We start from the raw sequence: 12,915 nt of genomic DNA on the forward strand, positions 1-12,915 counted from the left end.
CGGTGTCGGCGGGCTTTCTGTACAGGATGACCAGGCATGGGAGGCGGCAGCATGGGGATCGATCGTCTGGACGGCCGGATCATCGTGCTGTTGGCCGAGGAGCCGCGGATCGGGGTGCTGGAGATGTCGCGGCGGCTCGGAGTGGCCCGGGGGACGGTGCAGGCGCGGCTGGACCGGCTTCAGTCGAATGGAGTCATCCGGGGATTCGGGCCGCAGGTCGATCCGGCGGCGCTCGGCTATCCGGTCACGGCGTTCGCGACGCTGGAGATCCGGCAGGGGCAAGGCCCGGACGTACGGGCGCACTTGGCGACCGTCCCCGAGGTGCTCGAACTGCACACCACCACCGGCAGCGGCGACATGCTGTGCCGGCTGGTGGCCCGGTCGAACGCCGATCTCCAGCGGGTCATCGACCGGGTTGTCGGTTTTGATGGCATTGTCCGGGCCGCCACCGCGATCGTGATGGAGAACCCGGTTCCGCTGCGGGTCATCCCGCTGGTGGAACAGGCGGCCCTGGATCAGGAAAGGACGACCTGGCCGACGTAGGGGTGTGGGCATGTGAGCTTCTGGGAGTACGTGGGCAACCGGCACCAGCAGCTGCTCACCGACGCCTACCAACACGCCAGCGCGGTCTTCCAGTGCATGGTCGTGGCCACGCTGATCGGCGTGCTGATCGGGGTCGTGACCTATCGGAGCGAGTGGGCGGGCAGCCTGGCCACCACGGCCACCTCGACCATTCTGACCATTCCGTCGCTCGCCATGATCGGTCTGCTCATCCCGATCGTCGGTCTGGGCGTTCCGCCCACCGTGACCGCTCTGACCCTGTACGGCCTGCTGCCGATCGTCCGTAACTCGATCGTGGGCCTGCGCGGGGTCGACCCGTCGCTGGTGGACGCGGCGAAGGGCATCGGGATGTCCCGGCTGATGCGGCTCGTGCGGGTCGAACTGCCGCTGGCCTGGCCGCCGATCCTGACCGGCATCCGGGTCTCCACCCAGATGCTGATGGGCATCGCGGCCATCGCGGCGTACGCCTCCGGGCCCGGTCTCGGCAACGAGATCTTCCGCGGCATCGGGTCGCTGGGCAGCAAGAACGCCCTCAACCAGGTGCTCGCGGGCACGCTCGGGATCATCGTCCTGGCGCTGCTGTTCGACGCCGCGTACGTCCTTCTGGGACGGCTGACCATTCCCAGGGGGATCCGTGTCTGAGCCAGCAGCGACCGCGGCCTCCGGTGCCTCCATCGAACTGGAGAACCTGACCAAGCGGTATCCGGGGAGTCCACAGCCGGCCGTCGACAGCGTCAACATGGAGATCAAGACGGGCGAGTTGGTCGTCTTCGTCGGGCCCTCCGGCTGCGGCAAGTCCACCACGCTCAAGATGATCAACCGGCTGATCGAACCGACCGGCGGCCGGATCCGCATCGGCGGCGAGGACGTCACCGACATCGACCCGGTGAAGCTGCGCCGCAAGGTCGGCTACGCGATCCAGTCGAGCGGTCTCTTCCCGCACATGACGGCCGCTCAGAACATCGCGCTGGTACCGAAGATGATCGGCTGGTCGAAGTCCCGGATCAGGAAGCGGGTGGAGGAGATGCTCGACCTGGTCGGTCTTGACGCCGGTGAGTTCCAGGGCCGCTATCCGCGCCAGCTCTCCGGCGGGCAGCAGCAACGCGTGGGCGTAGCACGGGCGTTGGCGGCGGATCCGCCGGTGCTGCTGATGGACGAGCCGTTCGGCGCGGTCGACCCGATCACCCGCGATCACCTCCAGGACGAGTTGATCAGGCTCCAGCACGAACTGCACAAGACGATCGTCTTCGTCACGCACGACTTCGACGAGGCGATCAAACTGGGCGACCGGATCGCGGTGTTGCGCGAGCGCTCGCACATCGCTCAGTTCGACACCCCGGAGGCGATCCTCACCAACCCGGCGGACGACTTCGTGTCCGGGTTCGTCGGCGCCGGGGCCGCCCTCAAGCGGCTCAACCTCACCCGCGTACGGGACGTGGAGATCACCGACTATCCGACGGTGACCGTGGACGACCCGCTCCAGAACATCTTCGACAAGCTCCGGGACAGCGGCACCAACGAGATCCTGCTGCTCGACAAGCGCGGCCGACCGTACAAGTGGCTGCGGCGCGGCGACATGATGCGTGCCAAGGGTTCGCTGGCGCGGGCGGGCACGCTGGTCAGCGACACCGTGACGCGGGACGCGACGCTCCGGGACGCGTTGGAGGCGGTGCTCACGGACAACGCGGGGCGGGTCGCGGTCACCGGGCGGCGCGGCGAGTACACGGGCGTCGTCGACATGGAGACGCTGATGAACTCGGTGCACGAACTCCTTGAGGCAGACCGGCTGGAGGCGATGGAGGCCCAGCACGAGCTGGAGGAGGCCCGGGCCCTCCAGACGCACGCCGAGCAGGAAGGCGCCGGCGGGGAGGAGAAGGCGTGACCACTCCCGAGCTGGAAGACGAAGAGACCGGGACGGGGACCGAGGCCACCCCGCCGCCCGCGACTCCCCCGAAACGCCGGATCACCTGGCAGAAGCTGACCTTTCTGCCCGCCGCCCTGGTGGCGATCCTGCTGGCGACCTGGCTGTGGTTCAACCAGGCGCACCTGGACGCCATTTCGGAGAACGCACTCTCCAACGGCCAGGTGAGCAAGGCCCTTTGGCAGCACGTCCGACTGACCGTGATCTCCACGTTCTTCGTGCTGATCATCGCGATCCCGCTGGGCATCCTGCTGACCCGCGGGGCGTTCCGGAAGGCCGCCCCGGTGGCGATGACGTTCGCCAACATGGGCCAGGCCACCCCGGCGATCGGCCTGTTGGCCCTGCTGGTGATCTGGCTCGGCACCGGCGAGAAGGCGGCCCTGATCGGCATCATCATCTACGCCGTCCTGCCGGTGCTGTCCAACACCATCGCGGGCCTGAAGGCAAACGACCCCACCCTCCTCGAAGCCGCCCGAGGCATCGGCATGTCCCAACTCGGCGTCCTGGCAAAGGTGGAGCTGCCCCTCGCGGTCCCGCTGATCCTGGCCGGTGTCCGAACTTCTCTCGTCCTCAACGTCGGTACGGCGACCCTGGCCACCTTCGGCGGGGGCGGCGGCCTGGGCGTCCTGATCACCACCGGCATCACCACCCAGCGCATGCCGGTCCTGGTGCTCGGCTCGATCCTCACGGTGAGCCTCGCCCTGCTCGTGGACTGGCTGGCCTCCCTGGCCGAACTGCTGTTGCGGCCACGGGGGTTGGAGGTGGGCACGTGAAGCGGACCTGTCTGGTGACGGTCGGCGCACTGATCGTCGTCTCCGGCTGCGGACTGACCAGCGGCTCCCCGATGGTCGACGACGTCAGCCCCGGCACGATCGGGCGGGGCGAGCCCCTCAAGGGCGCCCATCTCACCGTCACGTCAAAGGAGTTCACCGAGCAGCTGATCCTCGGCGCGATGATGGGCATCGCTTTCGAGGCGGCCGGCGCGGACGTCCTCGACCGGACCGGCATCCAGGGCTCGATCGGCGCGCGGGAGGCCGTCAAGTCCGGTGACGCGGACGGGATGTACGAGTACACCGGCACCGCGTGGATCACCTACCTCGGCAACAGCAAGCCGATCACCGACCCGCTGAAGCAGTGGCAGGCGGTACGGGACGCGGACCTCAAGAACGGCCTGACCTGGCTGCCTCCCTCGGCCCTCAACAACACCTACGCGCTCGCGATGAACCAGGCCAACTTCAAGAAGTACGGCACGAAGACGCTGTCCGAGGTGGCCGCGCTGGCGAAGAAGGACCCGGGCGCGGTGACGGTGTGCGTGGAGAGCGAGTTCGCCAACCGCGCGGACGGGCTGCCGGGCATGGAGAAGGCGTACGGGATGAGTCTCCCGGCGAAGAACATCACGCAGATGGACACCGGGATCATCTACACCCAGGTGAAGAAGGGGAGTTGCACGTACGGCGAGGTCTTCACCACCGACGGCCGCATCAAGTCGATGAACCTCGCGGTGATGGCCGACGACAAGAAGTTCTTCCCCAACTACAACGCGGCGCCCGAGATCAACACGAAGGCGTTGAAGAAGTGGCCGGCGATCGCGAAGGTCCTGGACCCGGTCACGAAGAAGCTCAACAACACGGTGGCGCAGACGCTGAACGCCAAGGTGGATGTCGATGGGGAGGATCCGCATCAGGTGGCGTTGGACTGGATGAAGGCGGAGGGGTTGGTCAAGTAGGGCCTGTGGGGGGCCAGTTCCAAAGGACCAGTTGCAAAGAACCCGTTGCAACTGGTCCTTTGCAACGCTATCTTTGTACTCATGTACGAGCCCGAACCGTCCAAGTACCGCAATCTCGACGCCCGTTCGCTGCGCGGAATCGCCCATCCGCTGCGGATGCAGTTGCTGAACGCGCTGCGACGGCACGGACCGGCCACCGCGTCGATGCTCGCCGAGCGACTGGGCGAGTCCAGCGGAGCCACCAGCTACCACCTCCGCCAGCTGGCCACGCACGGGTTCGTCGAAGACGCCCCGGAGCGCGGCAAGGGGCGGGAGCGCTGGTGGCAGGCGGTCGAGCAGGGCATCGGCTTCGACGAGAACCTGCTCGTCGACGCCGATCCGGCGGTGCGTGGCGCGGCCGACACGTTCCTGCACGAAGTGGCGACCACCCACGCCCGTGAACTGTCGACCTGGGTCGGCACCCGCGAGGACTGGCTGCCCAAGTGGTCCCACTCCACCGACATGAGCGACTGGACCGTACGGCTGACACCCGAACGCACCCGTGAACTCGTCGGAAAGATCCATGAGTTGCTCGAAAGCTACGAGGGCGAGGACACGCCCGACGCCGAGCAGGTGCGCTTCCACCTGCATGCCTTCCCGACCGAATCAGACTGAGAAGAGGCAACCCCGATGCACCCGGAAACCCACCTCGCGCTGCACCACACCCGAGCCGCCGAACTCCACGCCCAGGCCGACGCCCACCGACTCGCCCTCACGGCCAAGCCTCCGCGGGAACTGCGCACGCGCCTCGGCTGGACCCTCGTAGAGCTCGGCCTGCGGCTCGCCGCGACCGCCCCGAAGCCCGCCGTCGCCTAACAGCTCGGTACGGAACCCTTACCCGTCTCCAACGCCTCCAGCGCACTCACCGCGCCCTTCAGCGAGGTCACCGGAACCAGTCGTAGCCCCTTGGGCAGTTCCGACTTGGCGTCCGTGCACTCGGCCTTCGGCACCAGGAACACCGTCGCACCGTCACGTCGCGCGGCCTGGGTCTTGAGGGCCACCCCGCCGACCGCGCCCACTGTGCCGTCGGTGCCGATCGTCCCCGTACCGGCGATGGTGCGACCGCCCGTCAGATCGCCCCCGTTGCCGTCGCCGTGCAGCTTGTCGATGATCCCCAGGGTGAACAGCAGGCCCGCGCTGGGGCCGCCGACGTCCGCCAGCTTGAGGGTGACCTTGACCTTCTTGTCGCTCAGGTTCAGGTAGTCGAGCGCGGCCGTGGTCGCGTCGTCCTGCGACTCCTGCATCTGCTGCGTGTTGTGCTGCTCGATCTCCTTGACGCTGTTGCCGCTCGGGTAGACCGAGTCACGCGGCATGACCGCTCGATCGGTACGGAACCAGCTGTCGATCACATCGCTCAACGAGACATGCTGATCGGGTCCGGTCGCCTCGATCGTCGTCATGCGCAACTGACCGCTCGTCGTGCGCACCGGCGCCCCGGAGATCGTGATCACCGGGGTGCCCTTGTTCTCGCCGAGCACGTTCGCGGTCAGACCGGGCTGCGCCAGCGAGAACGGCAGCGGCGCGAAGCCCGCCGTGGCGAGCAGCGCGACGACGGGCAGGGCGCAGACGGCTACGGCCTGGGGGCGCGTGAGGCGAGAGAGGAGCACGGGATCAATCTAACGCGACGGCCACTTTCGGCCGGGCGCCGGTCACCCCATGCCTGTAAACGACCTCAGGCCTCAGCGCAGCGCTTCCGCGACCTCGCGCGCCGCGTCGACGACCCGTGGTCCGACCCGATCGGGCACCGCGTCGGCCAGCATCACGACGCCGACGCTGCCCTCGACCCCCGTGACGCCCAGCAGCGGAGCCGCGGCTCCGCTCGCGCCGGCCTCCAACTCGCCGTGCGTCAACGTGTATCCGGGCTCGTTGGCGGCCTGATGCCGGGCGGCGAGAATCGCGCGGCCCGCGGCTCCCTTGTCCAGGGGATGGCGGAAACCGGCGCGGTAGGCCACGTGGTAGTCGGTCCAGGTCGGCTCGACCACGGCGACGGCGAGGGCGTCCGCACCGTCGACCAGGGTGAGATGAGCGGTCGCCCCTATGTCCTCGGCCAGCGACCGCAGCGCGGGCAGCGCCGCCTCCCGTACGAGGGGGTGCACCTGGCGGCCCAGCCGCAGCACCCCGAGCCCGACCCGGGCACGGCCGCCCAGATCACGTCGTACGAGAGCGTGCTGTTCCAGAGTGGCCAGCAACCGGTACACGACGGTCCGGTTGACGCCCAGTTTGTTGGACAGTTCGGTGACGGTCAGCCCGTGGTCCGTATCGGCCAGCAGTTTGAGGACGCGCAGTCCTCGGTCGAGCGTCTGGGAGGTCTCCGCGGTCACGACGCCCACTCCTTAGGTGGTGAGGCGGCGGCCCCCTCGCGGCGGATGCGTCACCGAGTCCCGTCAGTGACGCGCTACAGAGGCCGCCGATCGGCGAGGCGGCCCGGCGTGTCCGGGCCCGGTCGCTTCACGGCTGCGCTCCGCGGCGGCGCTGCCACGGGGCGTGTGCGTAGCGGGACACTAGCGAAGGCGGTTCGCTGAGCGGAAGTCTCCGTCCAGAATCCGGTCACCGACTGGTACGGACCGGTTCCCTTCATGTTGATATGTCCTGACCTGGGGACCACCCCTGCGCAGATTCCGCACAGATGTGCGGGTCCGGCGGGTGCGCGAGCGGGGTCGGTCAGTGCATGCGCGTGGCCCACTCCTGGACCTTCGCGATGCGCTGGCGCAGCTGCCCGGCCGTGGCCTCGGCGCTCGGCGGGCCGCCGCACGCGCGGCGCAGCTCGGTGTGGATGACACCGTGCGGTTTGCCGGTCTGGTGGACGTACGCGGAGACCATGGTGTTGAGCGACTTCCGCAGCTCCATCATCTCCTTGTGGGAGACGACGGGCCGCCGCTCGGCGGGCAGTTCCAGCAGGTCGGCCTGGTCGTCCGGCTTCTTGCGGCTGTGCGCGATCTGCCGGGCCTGCCGCTTCTGGAGCAGCATCTGCACCTGGTCGGGTTCGAGGAGCCCGGGGATACCGAGGTAGTCCTGCTCCTCCTCGCTCCCCGGGTGCGCCTGCATGCCGAACTCGGCGCCGTCGTAGAGCACCCGGTCGAAGACGGCCTCGGACTCCAGGGCCTCGAAGGCGAACTGCTCCTGCTCGCCGGTGTCCTCGTCCTGCTCCTTGTTCGCCTCCTCCATCTCCTTCTCGGACTCGGCGTACGGGTCCTCCTCGCCCTCCTTCTTCGGCTTGTCGAGGGCGTGGTCGCGCTCGACCTCCATCTCGTTGGCGAAGGTGAGGAGGTCGGGGACGGTCGGCAGGAACACGGAGGCGGTCTCGCCGCGCCGCCGGGACCGCACGAAACGTCCGACGGCCTGGGCGAAGAAGAGGGGGGTGGAGATGGTGGTGGCGTACACCCCGACGGCGAGCCGAGGCACGTCGACGCCCTCGGACACCATGCGTACGGCGACCATCCACCGGTCGTTGCTCGCCGCGAAGTCGTCGATGCGCTTGGAGGCACCGGTGTCGTCCGACAGCACGACGGTCGCCTTGGAACCGGTGATCTCACGGATCAGCTTGGCGTAGGCGCGCGCGGAGTCCTGGTCGGTGGCGATGACGAGGGCACCGGCGTCCGGGATGCCCTTCCTGACCTCGGTGAGCCGCTGGTCGGCGGCGCGCAGCACGCTCGGCATCCACTCACCGCGCGCGTCCAGCGCCGTACGCCAGGCCTGACTGATCGCGTCCTTCGTCATGGGCTCGCCGAGCCGCGCGGCGATCTCGTCGCCGGCCTTGGTCCGCCACCGCATGTTGCCGCTGTAGGAGAGGAAGATGACGGGCCGCACGACTCCGTCGCTGAGCGCGGAGCCATACCCATAGGTGTAGTCGGCGGAGGACCGCCGAATCCCGTCGTTCCCTTCTTCGTACGTCACGAAGGGAATGGGATTGGTGTCGGACCGGAACGGCGTACCGGTCAGCGCGAGGCGGCGGGTGGCCGGCTCGAAGGCTTCGAGGCAGGCCTCGCCCCACGACTTGCTGTCACCCGCGTGGTGGATCTCGTCGAGGATGACGAGCGTCTTGCGCTGCTCGACACGGTTGCGATGCAGCATCGGCCGCACGCCGACACCGGCGTACGTGACGGCGACACCGTCGTAGTCCTTGCCGAGCGGCCCGGCGCTGTACTCGGGATCCAGCTTGATCCCTATCCGCGCGGCGGCTTCCGCCCACTGCTTCTTCAGGTGCTCGGTCGGCGCGACCACGGTCACCTGCTGCACGACATGGTGGTGCAGCAGCCAGGAGGCGAGGGTGAGCGCGAAGGTCGTCTTGCCGGCACCGGGCGTCGCGACCGCGAGAAAATCCCGCGGCTGCTCCTGGACATACCTCTCCATCGCCCCCTGCTGCCAGGCACGCAGCTTGCCGGCGGTGCCCCAGGGGGCGCGGCCGGGAAAGGCGGGAGAGAGGTGGTGGGAACTGGTGGAGGAGGCGGCGGTGGTAGTCACGGTCTCCGGTTCGGGAGTAGGGCGGCTCGGTCACGTCGGCTACGTATGACAACCGGGCCACCTTACCGGCGGGGTGGTGGTGTCAACGTGCGGACTGCGCCGGGGTGGCGGGGGATGGGATTGAGGTCACACGGGTTGTCCGGCGAGGGCTCGCAACACCTCCGCGATCACCTCCACGTCCCCCTCCGCCCCCGAGGCCACGTCGATGACCAGGTCGTAGGCCCTGTCCTGGTCCACGTCGGCGAGATCGACCCCGTTCACGGCGAGGAAAGCCGCGGCGGCGAGCCATGCGGTGCGCTTGTTGCCGTCGACGAGGGGGTGGTTCGTGGCGAGGGCGTGGAGAAGAGCGGCGGCCTGCGCGGACAGATCCGTATAGGCCGCCGTACCGAGCATACGAGCGCGCGGCCGATGCACCGCCGAGGCGAACAGCCCCGGCTCACGCACCTCGGGCGCCCGACCGCCGAAGGCGATCCGCGCGACGTCGGTCACTTCGCCGACCGTGAGGTGACGACGGCTGGAGGGGTACGTCATTCGCCGAGCCTCCTCAACAGATCGGCATGCTCGACGGCAAGCCGCTCGGCCGCCGCCCGCACCAGCGCACCCTCCTCATCCAGATATCTGCCTACGGCGTCCCGCACTAGGTCCTCCGGTGGCCGGCCGGTGGCGTCGGCAAGGTCGTCGAGGGCCTGCCGGAGGTCGGGGTCGAGACCAAGGTGGAGGTGGGGGGAGGTCGGCTGGTGCATAGGGCGAGGGTAGGGGCGGCGATCACCGGCAGGCGACGGAATATCACCGGAATCCGGCTCTACGGCTCACCGCTCCTCGCTGTTCCCCCGCACCCGCGTAGTGGCCCACGCCCCGGATGGGCTCCCGCCCTCCCAGCCAACACGCAGGGGCGTCGAGTTCCTCGTCCGTGAACCGCAGATTCAGTCCAGCCATCCTTCAACGGCACCGAGCGGCACCACGCGACGTCACCGCGATTCCGTCCGCACCCGCGTGCTCACCCACGCCCCCACCAACGCCACGCCCGCCATCGGCAGGAACACGGCGGCGAACGCCCCCGGGTGGGAATCGCCGCTCGCCGAGCCGACGACATGCCCCACCGTGCCACCACCCAACGCCCCGAACGCGGCCCCGCCGACGGAGAGCAGCACGACGTTGGACAGCCCGTCCGAGATCTGCAACGCGGCGGAGTTGGAACCGGCCTCCGCCGGAGCGGACAGCTGGAGCAGCAGCACGCTGGTGGAGGAGATCACCAGCCCCATCCCGAAACACCCGAACCCCCACGCGACGGCGACGATCCACACGGGCACGGCATGGATGAGGACGCTCGGCGCGGCGGCGACGACGGCAGCCACCAGCACCATCCCGAACGTCATCAGCCGCTCGCGGTACGGTTCGGCCCGCGCCCGGGACTGCACCCACGACCCGAGCGCCCACGTCCCGCCTCCGGCCGCGAGCGAGAACCCGGCCAAGGTCGGCGACAGCCCCCGCTGTGTGACGAGCATCAACGGCACGAAGGACTCCGCCGAGATGAACGACCCGGCGGCCACCCCGCGCAACAACACGACCGAGGGCAGCCCCCGCGCCGCCCGGTACGTCCCCCGCGGCAACAACCCGAGCACGGCGGGCACGAGCAGCGCGACGCCGGCGACGGCGGGGAGAAGGGAGAACCACCGCAGATCCTGAGCGGCGTACTGAAAGAGCCCGGCGCCGAGGGAGATCCCGAGGGCGAGCCGAATACGACGCCGGTCGAAGGAGGCGGACGGCTCACCCGCATCGGTCACCGGCCCGGCCGCCCGCCGCCGTATCTGAGGAAGGGCGAGCGCGAGCGGAAAGACGACAAGCACCGGAATCCCGACGAACACCCAACGCCAGCCCAGATGTTCGGTCACCACACCGGAGGCAAGCGGCCCGACAACGGACGGCACAACCCAACTCGCGGCGAACGCAGCCATGATGGCGGGCCGCAACCGCTCCGAATAGGCCCGCCCGACGACGACATACAGAGCGACGATGACCAGCCCACCCCCGAGCCCCTGCACGGCCCGCCCCAGAATGAACACCCACATGACCTGAGCGGTCCCCGACACCAGCAGCCCGGCGGCGAAGGCCCCGATCCCGGTGGTCAACGCCCCGAGCGGCCCCCGCCGGTCCGACCACTGCCCGGCGAACACCATCCCGAACAGGCTGGTGGTGAAGTACCCGGAGAACGCGAACGCGTACAACGACACCCCGCCCAATTCCCGAGCGGCAACCGGCATCGCGGTCCCAACTGCCGTCGCCTCAAAGGCGATCAGCAGAACAACGGACACGATCCCGACACTGAGCGCCCGATGCGACCGCCCCAACACGGAGTCGCGGCACTCGGCGGCCAGGTCAGAGGCGGTGTCCGTGACACCGGCGTCACGGGGTTCGAGGACGGTCATGCCCGCCAGCGTAAGGTCCACAGGGCGGGTTGACCCCTGTCGGAGGATGGTCGGGGGCTGAGACCTTGGTCGTACGACCAGCGACACCAACGGCCACTCCCCATTCATGAACGGCGTATGGCAGTCCCGTTGCGCAGGCGCCGATCCCCTTGTCCGGCCCCGCCCTCCCCCGTACGGTCAACTCAACAAACACGGCCGTGTGCCCGAGTGGTTCAGGGACTCGCCTGCAAAGCGAGTTACGCGGGTTCGATTCCCGCCACGGCCTCTGTAGCTGGTCCGACCAGCGGAGATGAGCAGGACGGAGCGGTTGGCGGCGCGCTGTGGGAATGGCGCCGGTCAGCCGCTTGCTTGCTTGGAACGGACGTAGATCAGCCGGACCTGGCACCCCTGCACCGGGGTTGCCATGACTTCCAGCACGACCACGAAGACGCAGCAGAAGCCGCGCAAGAGCCCGCTCCGGGCCGCTACCGCGTCCCTGCTCATACAGCCGCTGACAAACCCGAGTCACCAGCGACGAAGACCAGCGACAGGCCATGCAGGCCGACTACGAGCTTCACCTTCGGACGACGACGAACCGCCGGGGGCCGCCGTAGCAGGTACGCACTATCAACGCGTACACGTTCGCGGTCGTGGCCCTCGGCCGCTGGATGACTGAAGAGAAGATCCCGGGCGACTTCACGTCTTGCGACGTGGCGACCCTCAACCGCTTCTTCCGCTGGTACTACACGCAGCACGACTTGCCGAGGAACCCTGACGGCCAACGCGGATACACGGGTGGGACGAACACCGAACAGCGCAGCCTTCGCCCCTTCTTCTCTTGGCTGGCCGAGGAGTACGACCACATCGACCCGTGGGCCGACAAGGCGTAGCAGAGATACGCGTCCCCGGAGCCGGGGCGCAGAAAGACGCTGAGCGAAGAGTTCATCGACGATCTGCTGAAGGTCACGAGAAGCGGCAGCCCCCGCATCCGGGACTTCGCTCGACTCCGAGATCACGCGATCATCCGCACACTTCCGTGCACGGTTGGAGCGCAGCAGTGCCCTACCGTGGCGTCATGAGCGATCACTCCGAGGGGCCTGTCGCACCCGTCGAGGCCCATGAACCCCCTTACTACGTCGCTGTGTTCACCACGGTGCGAACCCAGGAGCAGAGCGACTACAGCGAGACCAACGCACGCATGGAGGACCTGGTGAAGGACATCCCGGGGTACCTCGGGATGGACCACGCCCAGACTCCGGGCGGGCTGGGCATCACCGTCGGGTACTTCCGCGACGCCGACGCCCTCACGGAGTGGCGGACCGACGCCGAGCACCGCGCGGCGCAGAAGCGCGGGCGAGACCAGTGGTACGAGAGCTACACGCTGCATGTGGCGAAAGTGGAGCGGAGCCACGGGTTCGTGCGAGCGCAGAGCACGGAGAGCCAGCAGAACCCACAGAGCCCGAGATGAAGGGCACCATGCCTGTACAGAGGGGGATCATGAGCAAGGGGAAGAAGATCGCTGTCGGTGTCGGGGTGCTGATCGCGGCTCCGGCGCTCGTCGCAGGCGTGGTCTTTGGAGTCAAGGACGCCGCCGCGCACGACACTTCGGCAGCAGCCGCGACGCCCGGAGTGAGCCACAGCAGTCCCGCAGCAAAGCCGTCAGCGACGACCGCGGCGGCGCCGGGGCCGGCGCAGAAGCTGGCCGACCTAGTGCTGTGACCGTGTTGGTTCGCCGGGTTGGTCAGGCTGCGGTGGTGAGGGGGCGTCCGCCCCAGCGGATGCCTTTCTCGCTGCGGATGCGG

At 68.6% G+C, this 12,915-nt stretch carries 16 protein-coding genes and 1 tRNA gene; 11 read left to right on the forward strand and 6 right to left on the reverse strand.

What is annotated here, in order from left to right:
• Positions 1-51 precede the first annotated feature (51 nt).
• From AB0I69_RS30405 to AB0I69_RS30435, 7 genes are all read left to right on the forward strand, one after another.
• Positions 52-543, forward strand: coding sequence for an Lrp/AsnC family transcriptional regulator (locus AB0I69_RS30405; protein ID WP_363098905.1), 492 nt, complete (start codon positions 52-54; stop codon positions 541-543).
• A 12-nt stretch (positions 544-555) separates the two neighbouring features.
• Positions 556-1,203 (forward strand): ABC transporter permease, encoded by a 648-nt coding sequence (locus tag AB0I69_RS30410; RefSeq protein ID WP_363098906.1) that lies wholly within the window; start codon positions 556-558, stop codon positions 1,201-1,203.
• Positions 1,196-2,443, forward strand: a complete 1,248-nt coding sequence (locus tag AB0I69_RS30415; protein WP_363098907.1) for a betaine/proline/choline family ABC transporter ATP-binding protein — start codon at positions 1,196-1,198, stop codon at positions 2,441-2,443. The genes AB0I69_RS30410 and AB0I69_RS30415 overlap by 8 nt, the downstream gene beginning before the upstream one ends.
• The gene (locus AB0I69_RS30420; protein ID WP_363098908.1) at positions 2,440-3,255 is read left to right on the forward strand and encodes an ABC transporter permease; all 816 of its coding nucleotides are present in this window, start codon (positions 2,440-2,442) and stop codon (positions 3,253-3,255) included. Before AB0I69_RS30415 ends, AB0I69_RS30420 begins: the two co-directional genes overlap by 4 nt.
• Complete coding sequence (locus AB0I69_RS30425; RefSeq protein ID WP_363098909.1) at positions 3,252-4,208, forward strand: glycine betaine ABC transporter substrate-binding protein; 957 nt, start codon at positions 3,252-3,254, stop codon at positions 4,206-4,208. The genes AB0I69_RS30420 and AB0I69_RS30425 overlap by 4 nt, the downstream gene beginning before the upstream one ends.
• A gap of 81 nt (positions 4,209-4,289) precedes the next feature.
• Positions 4,290-4,862 (forward strand): winged helix-turn-helix domain-containing protein, encoded by a 573-nt coding sequence (locus AB0I69_RS30430; protein WP_363098910.1) that lies wholly within the window; start codon positions 4,290-4,292, stop codon positions 4,860-4,862.
• Positions 4,863-4,877: 15 nt separating this feature from the next.
• Positions 4,878-5,063, forward strand: coding sequence for a hypothetical protein (locus AB0I69_RS30435; RefSeq protein ID WP_363098911.1), 186 nt, complete (start codon positions 4,878-4,880; stop codon positions 5,061-5,063).
• On the opposite strand, the gene AB0I69_RS30440 is transcribed toward AB0I69_RS30435, so the two are convergent.
• The 6 genes from AB0I69_RS30440 to AB0I69_RS30465 all read right to left on the reverse strand — a co-directional run bounded on the left by AB0I69_RS30440 (position 5,060) and on the right by AB0I69_RS30465 (position 11,134).
• The gene (locus AB0I69_RS30440) at positions 5,060-5,854 is read right to left on the reverse strand and encodes a S16 family serine protease (RefSeq protein WP_363098912.1); all 795 of its coding nucleotides are present in this window, start codon (positions 5,852-5,854) and stop codon (positions 5,060-5,062) included. The two genes, AB0I69_RS30435 and AB0I69_RS30440, sit on opposite strands and share 4 nt — an antisense overlap.
• Positions 5,855-5,926: 72 nt before the next feature.
• Positions 5,927-6,568 (reverse strand): helix-turn-helix domain-containing protein, encoded by a 642-nt coding sequence (locus AB0I69_RS30445; RefSeq protein ID WP_363098913.1) that lies wholly within the window; start codon positions 6,566-6,568, stop codon positions 5,927-5,929.
• Between the two features lie 340 nt (positions 6,569-6,908).
• The gene (locus AB0I69_RS30450; protein WP_363098914.1) at positions 6,909-8,708 is read right to left on the reverse strand and encodes a DEAD/DEAH box helicase; all 1,800 of its coding nucleotides are present in this window, start codon (positions 8,706-8,708) and stop codon (positions 6,909-6,911) included.
• A gap of 126 nt (positions 8,709-8,834) precedes the next feature.
• On the reverse strand, positions 8,835-9,239 hold the full coding sequence (locus AB0I69_RS30455; RefSeq protein ID WP_363098915.1) for a type II toxin-antitoxin system death-on-curing family toxin: 405 nt from the start codon (positions 9,237-9,239) through the stop codon (positions 8,835-8,837).
• Entirely contained in the window at positions 9,236-9,451 is a 216-nt protein-coding gene (locus tag AB0I69_RS30460; protein ID WP_363098916.1) for a hypothetical protein, read from the reverse strand. The genes AB0I69_RS30455 and AB0I69_RS30460 overlap by 4 nt, the downstream gene beginning before the upstream one ends.
• A 225-nt stretch (positions 9,452-9,676) precedes the next feature.
• A complete protein-coding gene (locus tag AB0I69_RS30465; protein WP_363098917.1) occupies positions 9,677-11,134 on the reverse strand; it encodes an MFS transporter in 1,458 nt (485 codons plus the stop codon).
• A gap of 193 nt (positions 11,135-11,327) precedes the next feature.
• Here AB0I69_RS30465 and AB0I69_RS30470 point away from each other — a divergent pair.
• From AB0I69_RS30470 to AB0I69_RS30485, 4 genes are all read left to right on the forward strand, one after another.
• A tRNA-Cys gene (locus AB0I69_RS30470) sits at positions 11,328-11,399 on the forward strand.
• A 382-nt stretch (positions 11,400-11,781) separates the two neighbouring features.
• Positions 11,782-12,003 (forward strand): hypothetical protein, encoded by a 222-nt coding sequence (locus AB0I69_RS30475; RefSeq protein WP_363098918.1) that lies wholly within the window; start codon positions 11,782-11,784, stop codon positions 12,001-12,003.
• Positions 12,004-12,188: 185 nt separating this feature from the next.
• Complete coding sequence (locus AB0I69_RS30480) at positions 12,189-12,581, forward strand: antibiotic biosynthesis monooxygenase (RefSeq protein ID WP_363098919.1); 393 nt, start codon at positions 12,189-12,191, stop codon at positions 12,579-12,581.
• 29 nt (positions 12,582-12,610) lie between these two features.
• Complete coding sequence (locus AB0I69_RS30485) at positions 12,611-12,832, forward strand: hypothetical protein (RefSeq protein WP_363098920.1); 222 nt, start codon at positions 12,611-12,613, stop codon at positions 12,830-12,832.
• Positions 12,833-12,915: the final 83 nt, after the last annotated feature.

It is taken from the genome of Streptomyces sp. NPDC050508 (genome assembly GCF_040655155.1).
In the GTDB taxonomy this organism is placed as follows: Bacteria; Actinomycetota; Actinomycetes; order Streptomycetales; family Streptomycetaceae; genus Streptomyces.

Coding starts and splice junctions, on each gene's coding strand:
- AB0I69_RS30405 (WP_363098905.1), top strand. CDS start 52: ATGGGGATCGATCGTCTGGACGGCCGGATCATCGTGCTGTTGGCCGAG.
- AB0I69_RS30430 (WP_363098910.1), top strand. CDS start 4,290: ATGTACGAGCCCGAACCGTCCAAGTACCGCAATCTCGACGCCCGTTCG.
- AB0I69_RS30435 (WP_363098911.1), top strand. CDS start 4,878: ATGCACCCGGAAACCCACCTCGCGCTGCACCACACCCGAGCCGCCGAA.
- AB0I69_RS30455 (WP_363098915.1), bottom strand. CDS start 9,239: ATGACGTACCCCTCCAGCCGTCGTCACCTCACGGTCGGCGAAGTGACC.
- AB0I69_RS30460 (WP_363098916.1), bottom strand. CDS start 9,451: ATGCACCAGCCGACCTCCCCCCACCTCCACCTTGGTCTCGACCCCGAC.
- AB0I69_RS30465 (WP_363098917.1), bottom strand. CDS start 11,134: ATGACCGTCCTCGAACCCCGTGACGCCGGTGTCACGGACACCGCCTCT.
- AB0I69_RS30475 (WP_363098918.1), top strand. CDS start 11,782: ATGACTGAAGAGAAGATCCCGGGCGACTTCACGTCTTGCGACGTGGCG.
- AB0I69_RS30480 (WP_363098919.1), top strand. CDS start 12,189: ATGAGCGATCACTCCGAGGGGCCTGTCGCACCCGTCGAGGCCCATGAA.
- AB0I69_RS30485 (WP_363098920.1), top strand. CDS start 12,611: ATGAGCAAGGGGAAGAAGATCGCTGTCGGTGTCGGGGTGCTGATCGCG.